Annotated in this window: 16 protein-coding genes; 6 read left to right on the plus strand and 10 right to left on the minus strand. The window is 67.5% G+C overall.

Going from position 1 to position 15,510, the window contains the following annotated elements; translation table 11 throughout:
* Window positions 1-17: 17 nt before the first annotated feature.
* Window positions 18-590, minus strand: a complete 573-nt coding sequence (locus tag ACSQ3Y_RS32120) for an outer membrane protein assembly factor BamE (protein WP_057267248.1) — start codon at window positions 588-590, stop codon at window positions 18-20.
* 85 nt (window positions 591-675) lie between these two features.
* Here ACSQ3Y_RS32120 and fur point away from each other — a divergent pair, with 85 nt between their 5' ends.
* A complete protein-coding gene (gene fur, locus ACSQ3Y_RS32125) occupies window positions 676-1,098 on the plus strand; it encodes a ferric iron uptake transcriptional regulator (RefSeq protein WP_057200773.1) in 423 nt (140 codons plus the stop codon).
* Window positions 1,099-1,128: 30 nt separating this feature from the next.
* Here fur and hprK read toward each other — a convergent pair whose 3' ends face one another.
* From hprK to ACSQ3Y_RS32145, 4 genes are all read right to left on the minus strand, one after another.
* Window positions 1,129-2,085: an HPr(Ser) kinase/phosphatase gene (hprK, locus tag ACSQ3Y_RS32130; RefSeq protein WP_057200772.1), complete on the minus strand. Its 957-nt coding sequence runs from the start codon at window positions 2,083-2,085 to the stop codon at window positions 1,129-1,131.
* A 32-nt stretch (window positions 2,086-2,117) separates the two neighbouring features.
* Window positions 2,118-2,585: a PTS sugar transporter subunit IIA gene (locus tag ACSQ3Y_RS32135; protein ID WP_007857534.1), complete on the minus strand. Its 468-nt coding sequence runs from the start codon at window positions 2,583-2,585 to the stop codon at window positions 2,118-2,120.
* A 108-nt stretch (window positions 2,586-2,693) separates the two neighbouring features.
* Window positions 2,694-3,029, minus strand: a complete 336-nt coding sequence (gene hpf / locus ACSQ3Y_RS32140; RefSeq protein WP_007857535.1) for a ribosome hibernation-promoting factor, HPF/YfiA family — start codon at window positions 3,027-3,029, stop codon at window positions 2,694-2,696.
* A gap of 231 nt (window positions 3,030-3,260) precedes the next feature.
* Window positions 3,261-4,496 (minus strand): MFS transporter, encoded by a 1,236-nt coding sequence (locus ACSQ3Y_RS32145; protein WP_057200770.1) that lies wholly within the window; start codon window positions 4,494-4,496, stop codon window positions 3,261-3,263.
* Between the two features lie 204 nt (window positions 4,497-4,700).
* Here ACSQ3Y_RS32145 and ACSQ3Y_RS32150 point away from each other — a divergent pair, with 204 nt between their 5' ends.
* Window positions 4,701-5,621, plus strand: a complete 921-nt coding sequence (locus tag ACSQ3Y_RS32150) for a phosphoribosylaminoimidazolesuccinocarboxamide synthase (RefSeq protein WP_007857537.1) — start codon at window positions 4,701-4,703, stop codon at window positions 5,619-5,621.
* 62 nt (window positions 5,622-5,683) lie between these two features.
* Here the strand turns inward: ACSQ3Y_RS32150 and trxA are convergent, their stop codons facing one another.
* Entirely contained in the window at window positions 5,684-6,589 is a 906-nt protein-coding gene (trxA, locus tag ACSQ3Y_RS32155; RefSeq protein ID WP_057200769.1) for a thioredoxin, read from the minus strand.
* A 154-nt stretch (window positions 6,590-6,743) separates the two neighbouring features.
* On the opposite strand from trxA, the gene purE reads away from it, so the two are divergent.
* The 4 genes from purE to ACSQ3Y_RS32175 all read left to right on the plus strand — a co-directional run bounded on the left by purE (window position 6,744) and on the right by ACSQ3Y_RS32175 (window position 10,485).
* Window positions 6,744-7,241, plus strand: coding sequence for a 5-(carboxyamino)imidazole ribonucleotide mutase (purE, locus tag ACSQ3Y_RS32160; protein WP_057200768.1), 498 nt, complete (start codon window positions 6,744-6,746; stop codon window positions 7,239-7,241).
* Entirely contained in the window at window positions 7,238-8,407 is a 1,170-nt protein-coding gene (locus ACSQ3Y_RS32165; RefSeq protein ID WP_436180051.1) for a 5-(carboxyamino)imidazole ribonucleotide synthase, read from the plus strand. The genes purE and ACSQ3Y_RS32165 overlap by 4 nt, the downstream gene beginning before the upstream one ends.
* Window positions 8,408-8,426: 19 nt before the next feature.
* Window positions 8,427-9,443: an L-threonylcarbamoyladenylate synthase gene (locus ACSQ3Y_RS32170; RefSeq protein ID WP_436180052.1), complete on the plus strand. Its 1,017-nt coding sequence runs from the start codon at window positions 8,427-8,429 to the stop codon at window positions 9,441-9,443.
* Between the two features lie 85 nt (window positions 9,444-9,528).
* Window positions 9,529-10,485 carry an SGNH/GDSL hydrolase family protein gene (locus tag ACSQ3Y_RS32175; RefSeq protein ID WP_436180053.1) on the plus strand — a complete coding sequence of 319 codons (957 nt, stop codon included), beginning with the start codon at window positions 9,529-9,531 and terminating at the stop codon, window positions 10,483-10,485.
* A gap of 71 nt (window positions 10,486-10,556) precedes the next feature.
* Here ACSQ3Y_RS32175 and ACSQ3Y_RS32180 read toward each other — a convergent pair whose 3' ends face one another.
* From ACSQ3Y_RS32180 to dacB, 4 genes are all read right to left on the minus strand, one after another.
* Complete coding sequence (locus tag ACSQ3Y_RS32180) at window positions 10,557-11,228, minus strand: OmpW/AlkL family protein (RefSeq protein WP_436180054.1); 672 nt, start codon at window positions 11,226-11,228, stop codon at window positions 10,557-10,559.
* A 35-nt stretch (window positions 11,229-11,263) separates the two neighbouring features.
* The gene (locus ACSQ3Y_RS32185; protein WP_436180055.1) at window positions 11,264-12,409 is read right to left on the minus strand and encodes an SGNH/GDSL hydrolase family protein; all 1,146 of its coding nucleotides are present in this window, start codon (window positions 12,407-12,409) and stop codon (window positions 11,264-11,266) included.
* A gap of 166 nt (window positions 12,410-12,575) precedes the next feature.
* Window positions 12,576-13,880 (minus strand): lipase family protein, encoded by a 1,305-nt coding sequence (locus ACSQ3Y_RS32190; RefSeq protein WP_057200762.1) that lies wholly within the window; start codon window positions 13,878-13,880, stop codon window positions 12,576-12,578.
* A gap of 142 nt (window positions 13,881-14,022) precedes the next feature.
* Entirely contained in the window at window positions 14,023-15,501 is a 1,479-nt protein-coding gene (dacB, locus tag ACSQ3Y_RS32195; protein WP_436180056.1) for a D-alanyl-D-alanine carboxypeptidase/D-alanyl-D-alanine endopeptidase, read from the minus strand.
* Window positions 15,502-15,510 lie beyond the last annotated feature (9 nt).

Below are 15,510 nucleotides of genomic sequence, written 5' to 3' on the forward strand. Positions count from 1 at the left end.
GGGGGCTGGCTGGACGCTCAGCGCCCAGGCGCCTCAAGGGGCGGGTAGCGCGCCGGCGCGAGTTCCTGCGGTGCTGCGTCGGCAGCCTTTTCGGCAGGGGTTTCGGCTTTGCGCGCGGGATAGCGCGACAGCTGGTCCGGCGTGGCTTCCAGCACCGGCACCTTGCCCTTGCCGGTGCGGCCGCCGTCCAGCGAAGCGACGAATTCAGCCTCCGACGGCATCTCGTCGCCTTCCGAGCGGGCCAGCACGTCGCCCTCGAAGAACACCGTGAGCTTGCGGGTCTGCAGCTCGGCCGATGGTTTCTTCAGGGTGAAGACATACTCCCAGCGGTTGGAATGGAACAGGCTGGTCACCAGGGGCGTGCCCAGGATTTCACGCACCTGCTGGCGGCTCATGCCGGGCTTCAAGGCCTCGACCTGTTCGCGCGAGACGAAATTGCCCTGCACGACGTCGATCTTGTACGGCGTGACCACGGTGGCCAGGCGGCGGCTGGCGCCGTCCAGGCTGCCGCACCCTGCCAGGGTACCGACAGCGGCACCCACCAACAGGATCCAGCCCAGGCGGGCATTGATACGGGCTTTGACTGGCATGAGGGAAAGAGCAGAGGATATGATCAAACCATTGTAGCGGCAGCCTCTCTCCCCTTCCCGGGCCACCGGCAACCAGGACCAATCCATGACCAACATCGACGAACTCAAAAGCACCGGCCTCAAGGCAACCCTGCCCCGCCTGAAGATCATGGAGATCTTCCAGAAAGGCGCACAGCGCCACATGACGGCGGAAGACGTGTTCCGCGTGCTGCTGGAAGAGCGCTCGGACATCGGCCTGGCCACCGTGTACCGCGTGCTCACGCAGTTCGAGCAGGCGGGCATCCTGATCCGCAGCAACTTCGAGAGCGGCAAGGCGGTGTATGAGCTCAACGAGGGACAGCACCACGACCATTTCGTGTGCACGTCCTGCGGCAAGGTGGAAGAGTTCTACGACCCCGAGATCGAAAAGCGCCAGCAGATCGTGGCCAAGGCCAAGGGCTGGCTGGTGCAGGACCACACCATGGCGCTGTACGGCCAGTGCGCCGCCTGCGCCAGCAAGAACGCCTGAAGTCCGCAGCCCTGCGGGCCGCGCCTGGCTTCAGCCTCCGGTATCGCGCTCCATGGCGCGGCGATGGCGCTCCACGAATTCCTGGTAGGTATCGATCCCGCGCAACTGCAGGATGGTGTTGCGCACGGCGGCTTCCACCAGCACGGCGATGTTGCGGCCGGCCACCACCTGGATCACCACCTTGAGCACAGGCACGCCAAGCACGTCCTGGGTGAGTGGCTCGTAGGGCAGACGCTCGTAGTCGCGCTCCAGCGTCTCCTTGCGCACCAGGTGCACGATGAGTTTGAGGCGCATCTTGCGGCGCACGGCCGTCTCGCCAAAGATGGCGCGGATGTCCAGGAGGCCGATGCCGCGCACTTCGAGCAGGTTCTGCAGCAGCTCGGGGCACTTGCCCTCGATGGTGGTCTGGTTGATGCGAAACAGGTCCACCGCATCGTCGGCCACCAGGCCGTTGCCGCGCGAGATCAGCTCCAGGCCGAGTTCGCTCTTGCCCAGGCCCGACTCACCCGTGATCATCACGCCCAGGCCCAGGATGTCCATGAACACGCCGTGCATCGTGGTGCGGTCGGCAAAGTGCTTGGACAGGTAGGCCCGCAGCACGTCGATCACGAAGGCCGAGGACTCGTGCGTGGAGAACATCGGGATCTGCGCACGTTCGCACATCGATACCAGCGCATCGGGCGCGGTCTGGCTATCGGCCAGCACCAGCACCGGCGGCTCCAGCGTCACGATGCGGGCGATGCGGCGCTTGCAGTCGTCGGGCGAGGCGCTGCTCAGGTACGCGATTTCGCGCTCACCGAGGATCTGTACCCGGTAGGGGTGGATGTAATTGAGGTAGCCGACCAGGTCGGCGCCCGAGCGCGCAGAGCGCACGGCGACTTCGTCAAAGCGGCGTTCTGAAGCGCCGAGGCCCGCGACCCATTCCCATTTCAGGGGGCCGCGGAATTCCTCGAACAGGACATCGGCGCTGACAACATTGGGCTTCACGGCAGAAGGCGGGTGCGCGATGCCGGCTCGGCTCAGGCGGCCTGGGTGGACTGCCAGCCGGCAATCATGCCGTGCAGTTCGGCCGCATCGGTGCTGGCCTTGAGCTTTTCGCGCAGGACCGAGTCGCTGAGCAGTTCGGCGATCTCCGAGAGGATTTCCAGGTGCTTCTGGGTCGCCGCCTCGGGTACCAGCAGAAAGATCAGCAGCGCCACCGGCATTTCGTCGGGGGCGTCGAAGCCGATGGGATGGGCCAGCTGGAACACGGCGGCCATCGGGGCCTTGAGGCCCTTGATGCGGCCGTGCGGGATGGCCACACCGTGGCCCAGGCCCGTGGAGCCCAGGCGCTCGCGCGCAAACAGGCTGTCGGTGATCAGGGCACGCGAGAGCCCGTGCTGGCTCTCGAACAGCAGACCCGCCTCTTCAAAAGCACGCTTCTTGCTGGTGGAGTCCACGCTCACGAGCACTTGGGCGGGAGGCAGGATGGAGGCGAGTCGGTTCATGGTCAGAGGTAACAATTATGCACATATTGGCAAAAACCCTGAGCAATTTACAAGGGGCCACAAAAAAACCGCCTCCAAGGGCGGTTGCTGTGGCCCGCAATGCAACGCTCAGGCGTGCATTTCGCGCTTGGCAGCTTCGTGGTGGTGGTCCTGCAAGCGGTCCTTGTGGCGCACCACCTGGCGGTCCATCTTGTCGACCAGCTCATCGACCGCAGCATACAGGTCGGAGTGGGAGCTTTCGGCAAACAGGTCGTTGCCCTTCACATGGATATTGCATTCCGCTCGCTGGCGCTTTTCCTTTTCCTTTTGCTTCTCTACTGTCAGCAGCACCTTGACATCTACTACCTGGTCGAAATGGCGATTGATCCGGTCCAGCTTGGTGGTCACATAACTGCGCAGGGCTGGGGTAACTTCGAGGTGGTGACCGCTGATCGTCAAGTTCATAAATAAGTCTCCTGTGGCTCTCGGTGGAACAAATGCCGCCCTGGATCAGAGGTGCGGCCCGGCGAACTTGGATGCATCCATTGACGGGTTCACTATGCCCCTGCTGTCATCGAAATGCAATCCCATACCGCCCCTGCCCGCTGGGTTATGCCGGCCAAGGTGCCAGCGGCCCGAAAAGGGCGCACAATGGCTGAGTTGGCGGGGGAGCACCTCCCCCTTTCGCCTCGCGACTCAAGCCTTGGCTGCAGTCACCGGCGCTGCGCCATGCAGCACCAGCCGCCCCACCACCATGATCGACAGCACGCTGGCAACGGTGCCCACCACAGCGGCCATCCAGTAGCCCTGCACCAGCCCCTGGGCATCGCGGCTGATCAGCACACCCCCCACCAGTGACGCCACCCCCATGGCAGCAGACTGCACCGAGGCATTGAGCGTCATGAATGTGCCGCGCAGTTGCGGATTGGCGGCCGAGGTGATGATGGCCATGCCCGGAATCATGCGCCCGCTCATGAAGGCAAACATCAGCGTGGACACGATCAGCACGGTCCACAGCGGCACCCCGTGCACCAGCGTGATGCCCAGCAGGCAGGGCCCGACCGCCAGGGCCAGCCAGCGGAAGGTGGCCACCTTGCCGCGCGCATCCGTCAGGCGCCCGAACAGGCGTGCCGTGAACAGCGTCACCACCCCGCCGCACAGGTAGATCAATGGCACCTGGTCGGTGCGCACGCCGGCATTGGCCTGCATGTAGATAGTGATGTAGGGGATCACCGTGAAGCCCGTGAACATCAGCAGGCCCGAGAACACGAAGGCCCGCCGGTGGTTGGCGTCCCGCAGCACCTCGGCGATGCCGCCCAGCGCCGTGCGCTGCTGGCCTGCGGCCAGATGGGCGTTCATGGTGGGCAGCGTACGCGCGGCAAACACCAGCAGCAGCAGGCACATGGCGGCGATGGCGAAGAAGGGCATGTGCCAGCCTCCGTACTCGGCGAACACCAGCCCCAGCGGCACCCCGGCCACCGTGGACACCGAGAACGAGGTCATCACGATGCCCATCGCCCGCCCGCGCCGTTCGAAGGGAACGACATCGGCCACGACAGTCTGGCACAGGGCCGAGAGCACGCCGCCGAACATGCCGGCCAGCACGCGCGCCACCATCAGCGTGGCGTAGGTGGGCGCCAGGCCGCAGGCCAGCGTGGCCAGGCCGAACAGCGCGTACAGCGCCAGCAGCAGCCGCTTGCGGCCAAAGCGGTCGATGTAGGTGGAGGCCAACAGCCCCGAGACACCGGCCGACAGCGTGTACGCCGATACCAGCAGGCCGAACTGCGCGTCGCTGATGGAAAAAATGCGCGTGAGCTGCGGGCCCAGCGGCATCATGATCATGAAATCCAGGATGTGGGTGAACTGCACGCCCGCCAGGGTCAGCAGCAGCCACAGTTCGCGGCGGGGAGTGAGGGGATGGGAAGTGGGCACAGGGGGTGGCCGGCAAGGGCATGGTGAAAGCAAGCCCGGCAGTGTGCCGCCCCTCGGGGACCCCCACAAGCCCCTGCCCGGCCGCAGCACCCGCCCCGGCGCGTAAAATCGGCTTGTTGTACAGAGAACGTGGCCGCGCGGGTGCGCGCCCTCCCCTTCCCCAGGCCTGACTGCAGCGGACACCGACTGCCCCATACCGACACCATGACCCAGCCCAGCTCCAACGCCCTGCACACCTCTGCCCTGACCTCGCTGCCCCTGCTCGCACGCGGCAAGGTGCGCGACAACTACGCCGTGGGCGACGACCGCATCCTGATGGTGGCCAGCGACCGCCTCTCGGCCTTCGACGTGATCATGGGCGAACCCATCCCCGGCAAGGGCGAGCTGCTCACGCAGATGGCGCTGTTCTGGTTCGACAAGCTCGGCCACATCTGCCCCAACCACCTGACCGGCGACGCCCCCGAGAGCGTGGTCACCCCGGCCGAGGCGCCGCAGATCCGCGGCCGCTCGATGCTGGTGCAGCGCCTGCAACCCATTCCGGTCGAGGCGGTGGTGCGCGGCTACCTGGCCGGCAGTGGCTGGAAGGAATACCAGGAGTCGCGCTCGGTCTGTGGCGTGCCTCTGCCAGAAGGCCTGACCAACGCGGCCAAGCTGCCCGCGCCCATCTACACCCCGGCCGCCAAGGCCGCAGCGGGCGAGCACGATGAGAACATCACCTTCGAGCGCACCGTGGAGATGATCGGCCTGCCCCTGGCCACGCAGATCCGCGACCTGAGCATCGCCATCTACCAGGCCGCCGCCGAGATCGCGCTCACCAAGGGCATGATCATTGCCGACACGAAATTCGAATTCGGCCTCGCGCCCGACGGCACCTTGGTGCTGATGGACGAGGTGCTCACGCCCGACAGCTCGCGTTACTGGCCCGTGGAAGGCTATGAAGCGGCGCTCGCAGCTGGCCAGAACCCGCCGAGCTACGACAAGCAGTTCGTGCGCGACTGGCTGGAACAGGCCCAGGTCAACGGCAAGCCCTGGGACAAGACCCCACCCTCGCCGCGCCTGCCGCGCGAAGTGATTGAAAAGACCGCGGCCAAGTACCGCGAGGCGCTGGAACGCCTGGTCGGCTGATTCCCTGGTCACGGCAACGAAAAAGGCTCCCGAGGGAGCCTTTTTGCATGGGGGGGCGCTGGTCAGCTGAGCACGACGCTCGACAGGCGGCGGCGGTAGGTGGCCACCACCGGATCGTCCGGCGGGATCTGGCCATCGGCCACCTTGGCCTTGGGCTGCTCGATGATCTCCAGGATGGCGACGTAGGTCTTGCGCGCCACCTCCTCGCCCCAGGCCTTGTCGCGCATGAGGATCTCCAGCAGTTCGTCCATGGCGTCGGTCCAGCGCTGCTCGGTGATGAGCCAGCGCGCCTGTGCCAGGCGGGCATCGAAGTCGCGCTTGTTGGCGGCAATCTTCGCGTCGAACGCGGCAGTGTCGCCCGCGCCTTCGCTGGTCAGCACCGCATCGATGGCATCCATCCAGACCTTGAGCGCGGCGATCTTGCGCGAATTGGGGGCCTTGGCGATCACCGGAGCAAAGGCCACCTTGGCGTCGTCGTCACGGCCCAGTTGCAGCAGCAGCTTGACGTAGTCGAAGCGGGCGTCGTCGTTGCCCGGGTCGGTGGCCACCGCGTGCTGCAGCTTCTCCAGCGCCGTGTCGGTGTCGCCTTCGGCCAGGGCGTCCAGGGCTTCTTCCTCCTGCTCCTCGGCTTCCAGGACTTCGGCGGTGGGCAGGTGCTTGTCGAGGAACTCGCGCACCTGGCCCTCGGGCAGGGCCCCCATGAAGCCGTCCACGGGCTGGCCGTTCATGAGCAGCACGCAGGTGGGAATGCTGCGAATGCCGAACATGCCAGCCAGTTGCTGCTCCTGGTCGGAGTCGATCTTGGCCAGCTTGAAGCGGCCGTCGTACTCGGTCTCCAGCTTCTCCAGCACCGGACCCAGCGACTTGCAGGGGCCACACCAGGGCGCCCAGAAATCCACCAGCACAGGCACTTCCATCGAGGCGGCAATCACCTCGGCTTCAAAATTTTCTACGGTGACATCAATCATGGTCGGGGGCCCAGGGCCGGTGAAGCAAGTTGGCGCTATTTTGGCGCATTGAAACAACCCCGTGGCAGGGGGGCCATCGCAAATCGTAAAATCGGGGGTTCCACCTACAGCGCCGAAGCAGACCCGAGTCCGCCGCAGCGCCCCCACACACACCATGAAACCCATCCAGATCGGCGTGGTCATGGGCTCCAGCAGCGACTGGGAGACCATGCAGCATGCAGTGCAGATTCTTGAGCAATTCGGCATTTCCCACGAGGCACGCGTGGTGTCGGCGCACCGCATGCCCGACGACATGTTCGCCTATGCCGAAGCCGCCGTCGGCCGGGGCCTCAAGGCCATCATCGCCGGTGCCGGGGGTGCCGCCCACCTGCCCGGCATGATCGCCGCCAAGACCACCGTGCCCGTGCTGGGCGTGCCGGTGGCCAGCCGCCACCTGCAGGGCGTGGACTCGTTGCACAGTATCGTGCAGATGCCCAAGGGCATCCCCGTGGCGACCTTCGCCATCGGCACGGCCGGCGCCGCCAACGCGGCCCTGTTCGCGGTGGCCCTGCTGGCCAGCGAGAGCCCCGAACTGCGCCAGCGCCTGGAAGCCTTCCGTGCCGAGCAGACCGAAGTGGCGCGCAACATGACCCTGCCCCCCGCTACTGCATGACCACGCTGTCTGCCCCCCTCCTTCCAGGATCGACCCTGGGCGTCCTTGGCGGCGGCCAACTCGGCCGCATGTTCGTGCACACGGCCCAGGCCATGGGCTACTTCACCGCCGTGCTCGATGCCGACCCCACCAGCCCCGCCGGGCTGGTGAGCCACCACCACATTGAAACGGGTTACGAAGACGCGGCTGGCCTGGCCGAGCTGGCCCGCGTGGCCGATGCGGTGACCACCGAATTCGAGAACGTGCCCGCCACCGCCCTTGCGGCCCTGGGCGCGCTGCGCCCCGTGTCGCCCGCTGCGGGTGCCGTGGCCGTGGCGCAGGACCGCGCACAGGAAAAGGCCCATTTCGTGCGCTGCGGCGTGCCGTGCGCGCCCTATGCGGTGATCGAGACGGCCGCGCAACTGGCGGCCGTCCAAGCCGACCTGTTGCCCGGAATCCTCAAGACCGCGCGCATGGGCTACGACGGCAAGGGCCAGGTGCGGGTGAAGACTGCGGCCGAACTCGCGGCCGCCTGGGATTCCGTGGGCCAGGTGGCCTGCGTGCTCGAAAAGATGCTGCCGCTGGCGCTCGAATGCTCGGTCATCGTCGCGCGCGGGGCCGACGGCGCCTGCGTGCACCTGCCGGTGCAGCGCAACCTGCACCGCGACGGCATCCTGGCCGTGACCGAGGTGCATGCCGGCAACCTGCCCGACGACCTGGCACGCCAGGCCATCGCGGGCGCCATCTCGATTGCCACCGGCCTGTCGTACGTGGGCGTGCTGTGCGTGGAGTTCTTCGTGCTGCAGGACGGCGCTCTGGTGGTCAACGAGATCGCCCCGCGCCCGCACAACAGCGGCCACTACAGCCAGAACGCCTGCGATGTCTCGCAGTTCGAATTGCAGGTGCGCACGATGGCCGGCCTGCCGCTCACGCAGCCGCGCCAGCACAGCCCGGCGGTCATGCTCAACCTGCTGGGCGACCTGTGGTTTGCCGCCGACGGCAGCGGGCAGACCCCGCCCTGGGCCGAGGTGCTGGCCCTGCCCGGCACCCACCTGCACCTGTACGGCAAGCGCGAAGCCAAGCCCGGGCGCAAGATGGGGCACCTGAACATCACGGCAGACAGTGCCGATGCGGCACGCGCCACCGCCCTCAAGGCTGCGGCCCTGCTGGGCATTGCGCCCTTCTGACCCGGTCGGACCGCATTCCATGATCCTCGACGGCACTCAGCCCGAATCCATTGCCGCCGCCGCCCGTACGGTGCGCAGCGGCGCCCTGCTGGGCCTGCCCACCGAGACGGTGTACGGCCTGGCAGCCGATGCCAGCAGCGATGCGGCCGTGGCGCAGATCTTCGCGGCCAAGGGCCGGCCCAGCGACCACCCGCTGATCGTGCATGTGGCCGATGCCTCGGGCATCGACCATTTCGCGAGCGAAGTGCCGGCCTTTGCACAGGCCCTGGTACAGGCATTCTGGCCCGGGCCCCTGACCCTGATCCTGCCGCGCCGCGACGGCGTGGCCACAGCCGCCACCGGCGGCCAGGACAGCGTGGGCCTGCGCTGCCCGGCCCACCCTGTCGCCCACGCCCTGCTGGCCGCCTGCGCCGCATCGGGCGACGACAGTGACCTGGGTGGTCCGCCGGTGTGGGGGGTGGCCGCCCCCAGCGCCAACCGCTTTGGCCGCGTGAGCCCTACCACCGCCCAGCATGTCGCCGACGAGTTGGGCGAGGACCTGCTGGTGCTCGATGGCGGCCCTTGCCCCGTGGGCATCGAATCGACCATTGTCGACTGCACGCGCGGCACGCCGGTGCTGCTGCGCCCGGGGGCCATCACGCGCGCGCAGATCACCCGCGCCTGCGGCATCGCTCCGCTGTCCAAGGAAGACCTGCCTGAGCACACCCCGCGCGCCTCGGGCACGCTGGAGGCCCACTACGCCCCGAACGCCAAGGTGCGCCTGATGGACGCCAAGGCCCTGCAGACGGGCCTGGACCTGCTGGGTGCCGATGCGGCCCACATGGCCATCTATGCCCGCGCGGCGCTGCGCACCCGCTCGTCCAAACTGGTCATGCGCCGCATGCCCGATGACGCGACGGCCACAGCCCAGCAGCTTTTTGCGGTTCTGCGCGGCTTCGACGACGAGGGTGTCAAACTGATCTGGATCGAGACCCCGCCCGCCACCCCGGAGTGGGAAGGCGTGCGGGACCGCTTGCAGCGTGCAGCAGCCGCCTGAATACCAATATGCCCGCAGTGTGACAATGCTTTACATGCCTTGACATGGCGTCGTTAAACTAACCCCCCATTTTCTGGAGAAATACATGGCAGCAAATTGGATGCGCCGCACCGTACTGGTGGCCGCATGCGCGTCGGCCGCATTGCTTGCGGCCTGCGGTTCGAGCACGACGGAGTCGGCTTTCAACCCCGAGCGCCTGGTGGCCTTCGGCGACGCCTACAGCGATGTGGGCCAAAAGGGCACGCGCTACACGGTCAACGATGGCAGCGTGAACAACTGGACGCTGCAGATCGCCTCGCGCTACGGCAAGACGCTGGCCGCATCGTCCGCGGCGGGCGGCCGCAGCTATGCCGTGGGCAATGCGCGCGTGGCGATCAAGCCCGACGCCGCAGGCGTCGCGACCACCGCCACCGTGACCGAGCAGATCGACGCCTTTCTGGCCGCCGGCGGCGTTGCCGCGAACGACCTGATCGTCATGAACGGCGGCCCGAGCGATGTGATCGCCGGCATGGCCGCCGTGACGGCCGGCACCCAGAGCACCACCGACATGGTGGCCGCTGCGCGCAAGGCTGGACAGGACTTGGCCACCCAGGTACGCCGCCTGGTCGCTGCGGGCGCCAAGAACGTGGTCGTCACCGGTACCTATGACCTGGGCAAGACGCCCTGGGCCAAGGCCATCAACCGCGAAGCCCTGCTGAGCGATGCCAGCAGCCGTTTCAACGAAGGCCTGCTGGTGAGCATCGTCGACCTGGGCGCCAACGTGCTGTATGTGGACTCAGCCTACTACGTGAACCTGTACGTCGGCACCCCCGCCAACTACGGCTTCAACAACGCCACCACGCCGGTGTGCACCTCGCTGGACACCACCAACGGCATCGGCATCGGTGCCGGCCAGGTCAACTCGGCCCTGTGCACTACCTCGACCCTGGTGGCCAGTGCCAACCAGGATTCCTACGTGTTCGCCGACAGCGTCTACCTGACGCCCAACGCCCACCGCCAGTTCGGCAACTACGCCTACGACCGCCTGCGCGCTCGCTGGTAAGCAAGCCCTGCGGCACCGGCCCATGAAAAAGCCGACCCTTTTGGGGTCGGCTTTTTTTTGGCGGGCCTGGGTCAGAACCTGTACGCGACGCCGATGGCGATCACGTCGGGGTTCAACCGCTTGCTGATCGACTGGCCCGAAGACAGGTGCGTCGTGGTCTTGAGGAAGCTCTTGTAGTAGGCAGCATCCAGCGACCAGCGCTCATTGAAGTTCCACACAAAGCCGACCTGGGGAGTCAGCCCCCACTTGTTGTCCACCGACGCCGTCGTGGGGCGTGAAGGCGTGCCACCGGTCAGGCCGCTCAAGGTGGCCGTGGTGCGGGTCTTGAAGAAGCGGCTGTAGGTCAGGCCCAGGCCCACATAGGGGCGAAAGCGCGCCTCGGGCTCGGCAAAACGGTACTGGGCGAACACGGTGACCGGCAGGACCTTGGTCTCGCCGAGCTTGCCCACGCCCGCGATGGCGCCATCGCCCTCGATCTCGTGCTTGAACGGCAGCGCCAGGGGGACATCCACGGCCCAGTGGTTGGTCAGCATGTAGTTCACGCCGCCTGACAGCGAGGTGGCATTGCCCACGTCGACCTTGGTGCCCGGAAAGCTCGGAGCGCTCAGGTCGCCGCTCCTGACCTGCGGGGCAATGTGCGTGAATCCGGCGCGCACGCTGAACGTGCCCGCCACCTGGGCCGAGGCGCTGGCACCCAGCAAGAGTGCCGCGACAGCCAGACCGGCCTTGGAAAATTGGTGCATGAAAGACTCCTTCGAAGGGATGGAGCAAAGCCGGCTCACAGCCAGCCCGCCCGGGACAGCGAACGCGACACCAGCTGCCCGACCAGTTGGTGGCCATAGGGCGTGGGGTGGAAGCTGTCGGAGAAGCCATAGCTCTTCCACCAGTCCGCACCGCCGGGGGCACCCGCAGGTGGCGCCATGGCCGAGAGGGCTGCGGCCGTGCAGGTGGGGAAGCTGTAGGTCGGCAGGCCATCGCTGCCCACGCCCGTGGCCGGGCAGGCTGGCGTGGTGGCGTTGGTGAGCTGGTACTGGGCCGGGTTGGTCGACTGGTCCTTGAAAGAAGTGTAGAAGTCCACCACCACGATGCGCTCGTCACCGGCCAGGCTGGTGGCCAGTTGCGCGTTGAAGGCCTGGACCCAGCCGTCGAACAGGGCCTCGGCCTGCTTGGCGGCCTCGGCACCGCGCTGGGCGGAGATCGAGGCCAGCACCATCAGGAAGCGGGGAGTGCGGGTGATACCGGGGGCATTCAACACGGCCACGCGGGGAGCGCCCTTGGCGACCGTGTTGGCCTTGATGGTGGCCGCGAACTGCTGTGCCAGCGCCTGCATGTAGGCGCCACCCACCTGGGCCTGGCCTGCGGCACCACCCGCCAGGGCGGCGTTGACCGTGGCCGCAGGCAGCACCGAGCCCAGCACGGCTGCATAGGCCTGGCCATTGTCGGTAGCCGCCCGGAGGTAGGCGCCTACCAGGTCCGCCGCATCGTTGCCGCCCCCGTCGACCAGCACCAGGTCCGAGGCGGTGTAGCCGCCGTTGCCCAGGTCCTTGAGCTGCTGGGTGATGGACACGGGCGAGGTGGGCGCCGTGAAGTTGTTGATCCGCCCGCCGCCCACGGCATAGTTCGAGCAGGCGGCATTGGCGGAAAACGCCGTGCCGTTGAAGACGTAGTGTGCGCACAGCGACTGGCCATAGCTGGTGGCCACGCGCTCGGGCCAGATCGGCGTTGATCCGGCGCCGGTGGCGGCCGTGCCCTGCACGGTGAATTTGTAGCCGAAGGTGCCGCTGTCGGCCAGGCTGTCGCCAGCCACTTTCACCGAGGTCACGGGCGCCGCAGGGGCGGTGTCCGAGCCGCCACCACCGCATGCTGCGAGCAGGCAGGCCGTTGCCAGCACCGAAAGGGCGGTCTTGCATTGTCTTGTGTTCAAGGGAGTTCTCCAGGAAAGAAGATTACAAAAAGCACGACCGTGCTTTTTTGCAACAACCATCCTAACTCCGCATGCGCTTCTTGCCCGCCCGGGAAACTACCAAGCCATGCACCATGAAAAAAGCCGACCCGGAGGTCGGCTTTGGCCCTTGGCGAGACTGCGTCGCTTACTTCACGATGATGTCGAAGGCGGCGCGTGCCTGGGCATGGCAGAACGGTGGCTCATAGGTGCCATGGTAGGCGCCGTAGTAGGTGGCAAAGGCTGCAGAAGTCGGGTCGGTAGGCGCTGCGCCGCCGGGGCCGAAGGTGGCCTGGATGGGCCCGTCCACATCCACCGAGATCACGTTGGTCACGCCGCGGGCCGCGAAATCGGCGGCCATCACGCGCTGGTGCACGGCAGGCGGCACCGTGGGGTCGCCCGAGCCACCGCACAGCAGCACGCGCGACTTGGGCGTCCAGCCCAGGAGGTCGTTCTTCTGGGCGGCCAGGTAGAGCGGGTCGTTCACGTTCGTCTGGCTGCTGGCGAGGAAGGCCGGCTGGAACAGCGCATCGCGTGCCTGGTTGGGCGTGCCGCCCGGCAGCGTGCCCGAGGTCACCAGCGTGGTGTAGTTCATCGTCGGGTTGGGCAGCAGCGTCTCGATATAGTTGGAGTACGGTGCCTTGAAGGCCTGCTTCACATCGGAATAGATGTTGCCGTAGACCTTCTGCCAGGCCGTCACGAGGTAGGGCACGAAGAACTGCACGCCCGCGATCGCGTCTGGAATGCGCAGCGAGCCCGACAGGTTGTAGGGCCCTGCCAAGTGGGCGCCGGCCGCCACATCGAATTCGTTGCCGTAGTCGCGCTCGGCGGCACGGTGCGCGGCCATCGAGGCATGTCCGCCCTGCGAATAGCCGGTGAACAGAATGCGGCCCGACAGGTTGGCCCCCACCGAGCCGGCGACCTTGCGTGCGGCACGCACCGAATCGATCACCGAGGTGGCTTCCGAATCGGCGTGCAGGTAGGGGTGGTAGCTGTAGCCCGACTTGGCAAACCCGAGGTAGTCGGTGGCGACCACGGCATAGCCCTGCGAGGCGTACATGGCGGCCAGCAGGAAGGTCTCGCTGTCCTGCGGGTTGGCCAGGGTGCGGGGCTTCTGCACATCGGTACCCTTGGCATAGGCCAGCAGGGCAGCCTTCTCGCCGTTGCAGCTGCCTGCGGGCACCAGCATCACGCCCGAGGCATTGGTGAGTTCGCCGGCCTTGGCGCCTGCCGTGTAGTAGTTGAGCGCCACGACCTTCACGTCGCACCGTGCCTTGCCGGCAAGGGCCCTGAGGCCGCTGGACGTGGTGCCCGCATCGATCTGGTCGGCCGTCAACGTGGTCAGGGTGACGGGGAGCTCCACTAGGTCGCCGCGTCCGGCGTCGTCGGAGCCTCCGCAAGCGGCGAGCAGTGCCGCTACGGCGGCGATACAGGTCAGGCGAAAGTACTTCATGGTCGCAATCCTCTCTCTATGTGGGCTATGTCGGCGGATGGTAACGCAGCATCGTGCGCGCACCTGCGCCCTAGCGACCATTAGGGAATACGAGTGCCCCAGGACGCCTGGGCGACAGCTGCCTGCCGCGCGCGCCTGCGCCCTACTGGTCGCGCGCGGCCCAGTCGGTCAGCGCATCGAGCACCGGGCGGGCGGCCGCGGCGTTGGCGTGGTTGACCATGGCCACCAGCACGTAGCGCCGGCCACTGGCGCCATCCACGTAGCCGGCAATGGCCATCACGTCGCGCAGGCTGCCGGTCTTGAGGTGGGCCGCGCCACGGGCCTGGCTGCGGCGCAGGGTGCCGTCCACCCCGGCGATGGGCAGGGAGGACACCAGCTCGGGCATCACCGGCGAGGCCCAGGCCGATTGCAGCATGCGCCCCAGGCCCTGCGCGGTGACGCGCGCATCGCGGGAGAGGCCGGCGCCGTTGTCGGCCACGGGCTGGTCGGTATCGCCAAAGCGCAGTTGCCACCAGCGGCGCAAGGCGTCGCGTGCACCATCGAACGTGGCAGGCGCGCCCTTGTTCCCCAGCGCCAGCGTGAGGAACACCTGCTGCGCCATGACGTTGTTGCTGTACTTGTTGACGTCGCGCACCACCTCGGCCAGCGCGGGCGAGGTGGCCATGAAGGCGGGTTTGAGCCCGGCCGGCACCTTGCCGTCGCGCACGCTGCCCGTGAGCTTGCCGCCCAACTCGCGCCACATGCCCTCCACCGCGCGCGCCGCAAAACCGCGCGGATCGGCCGGGGCGATGGGCCACACGCGCTCGCCGCAGCTGGCCGGGAACACGCCCTGGAAGGCAATGCGCGCCGGGTCGGAAAGCTCAGCGCGCAGGGCGCCGCGCCAGTCGCCGCAGTCCGCCCCGGGGGCGGCCAGCGCCACGGAAGCCTGGCGCTGCACGCCGGCCATCGGCGGGTCGTACTGTATGCGAGCCAGGCCTGCGGCCACGTCCGGCACGAAGGTCATCACCTGCGACTTGTAGTTCACCAGCAGCGCATCGGGCGAGGCGTTGTAGGGCCGCAGGGGTTCGTTGTCGAAGCTGCCGGGGTCCTGCTCGGGCACGTCGAAGGCGGAGCGGTCGAGCACGATGTCGCCCACGATGACCTGGATGCCCTGGCCCTGCAGGCGGCGCAGCAGCAGCCACAGCCGTTCCATCACCAGCTTGGGATCGCCCTGGCCCTGGATGTAGACGTTGCCGCGCAGGCTGCCGTCCTGCACCGTGCCCTGCACGTAGACGGGGGTGTTCCAGGCATAGGCCGGGCCGAGCTGGTCGAGCGCCGCATAGGTGGTGACCAGCTTCATCACCGAGGCCGGGTTCATGGGCACCTGGGCGCGGTGCGCCAGCCGAGGCGCCTGCCGCGCACCGCCCTGGGCGTCGACCACCAGCACCGAGAGCGCCTCGCGCGGCAGGCGCGCACGGGAGAGCGCGGCCTCCACCTCGGGCGGCAGGGGCGAGGGGGTGGGCGCCTGGGCATGGGCGCCGGGAAGCGCCAGGCACCACAGCACGGCCAGCAGGGCGGCAAGGCGCCGCGAAGGCGCGAAGGATGGCTGGGGCAGACAGGTCAACAGGCGTACGGACAACATGGACGGGGA

The sequence above is a fragment of the Acidovorax sp. LjRoot66 genome, assembly GCF_964253305.1.
Lineage (GTDB): Bacteria > Pseudomonadota > Gammaproteobacteria > Burkholderiales > Burkholderiaceae_C > Acidovorax.

Bases quoted from the DNA above. Each gene is read 5' to 3' on its own strand.
- ACSQ3Y_RS32150 (WP_007857537.1), top strand. From the start codon at position 4,701: ATGACCCAGCCCAGCTCCAACGCCCTGCACACCTCTGCCCTGACCTCG.
- ACSQ3Y_RS32170 (WP_436180052.1), top strand. From the start codon at position 8,427: ATGATCCTCGACGGCACTCAGCCCGAATCCATTGCCGCCGCCGCCCGT.
- ACSQ3Y_RS32135 (WP_007857534.1), bottom strand. From the start codon at position 2,585: ATGAACCGACTCGCCTCCATCCTGCCTCCCGCCCAAGTGCTCGTGAGC.
- ACSQ3Y_RS32120 (WP_057267248.1), bottom strand. From the start codon at position 590: ATGCCAGTCAAAGCCCGTATCAATGCCCGCCTGGGCTGGATCCTGTTG.
- fur (WP_057200773.1), top strand. From the start codon at position 676: ATGACCAACATCGACGAACTCAAAAGCACCGGCCTCAAGGCAACCCTG.
- ACSQ3Y_RS32175 (WP_436180053.1), top strand. From the start codon at position 9,529: ATGGCAGCAAATTGGATGCGCCGCACCGTACTGGTGGCCGCATGCGCG.
- ACSQ3Y_RS32180 (WP_436180054.1), bottom strand. From the start codon at position 11,228: ATGCACCAATTTTCCAAGGCCGGTCTGGCTGTCGCGGCACTCTTGCTG.
- purE (WP_057200768.1), top strand. From the start codon at position 6,744: ATGAAACCCATCCAGATCGGCGTGGTCATGGGCTCCAGCAGCGACTGG.
- hpf (WP_007857535.1), bottom strand. From the start codon at position 3,029: ATGAACTTGACGATCAGCGGTCACCACCTCGAAGTTACCCCAGCCCTG.
- ACSQ3Y_RS32190 (WP_057200762.1), bottom strand. From the start codon at position 13,880: ATGAAGTACTTTCGCCTGACCTGTATCGCCGCCGTAGCGGCACTGCTC.
- ACSQ3Y_RS32165 (WP_436180051.1), top strand. From the start codon at position 7,238: ATGACCACGCTGTCTGCCCCCCTCCTTCCAGGATCGACCCTGGGCGTC.
- dacB (WP_436180056.1), bottom strand. From the start codon at position 15,501: ATGTTGTCCGTACGCCTGTTGACCTGTCTGCCCCAGCCATCCTTCGCG.
- trxA (WP_057200769.1), bottom strand. From the start codon at position 6,589: ATGATTGATGTCACCGTAGAAAATTTTGAAGCCGAGGTGATTGCCGCC.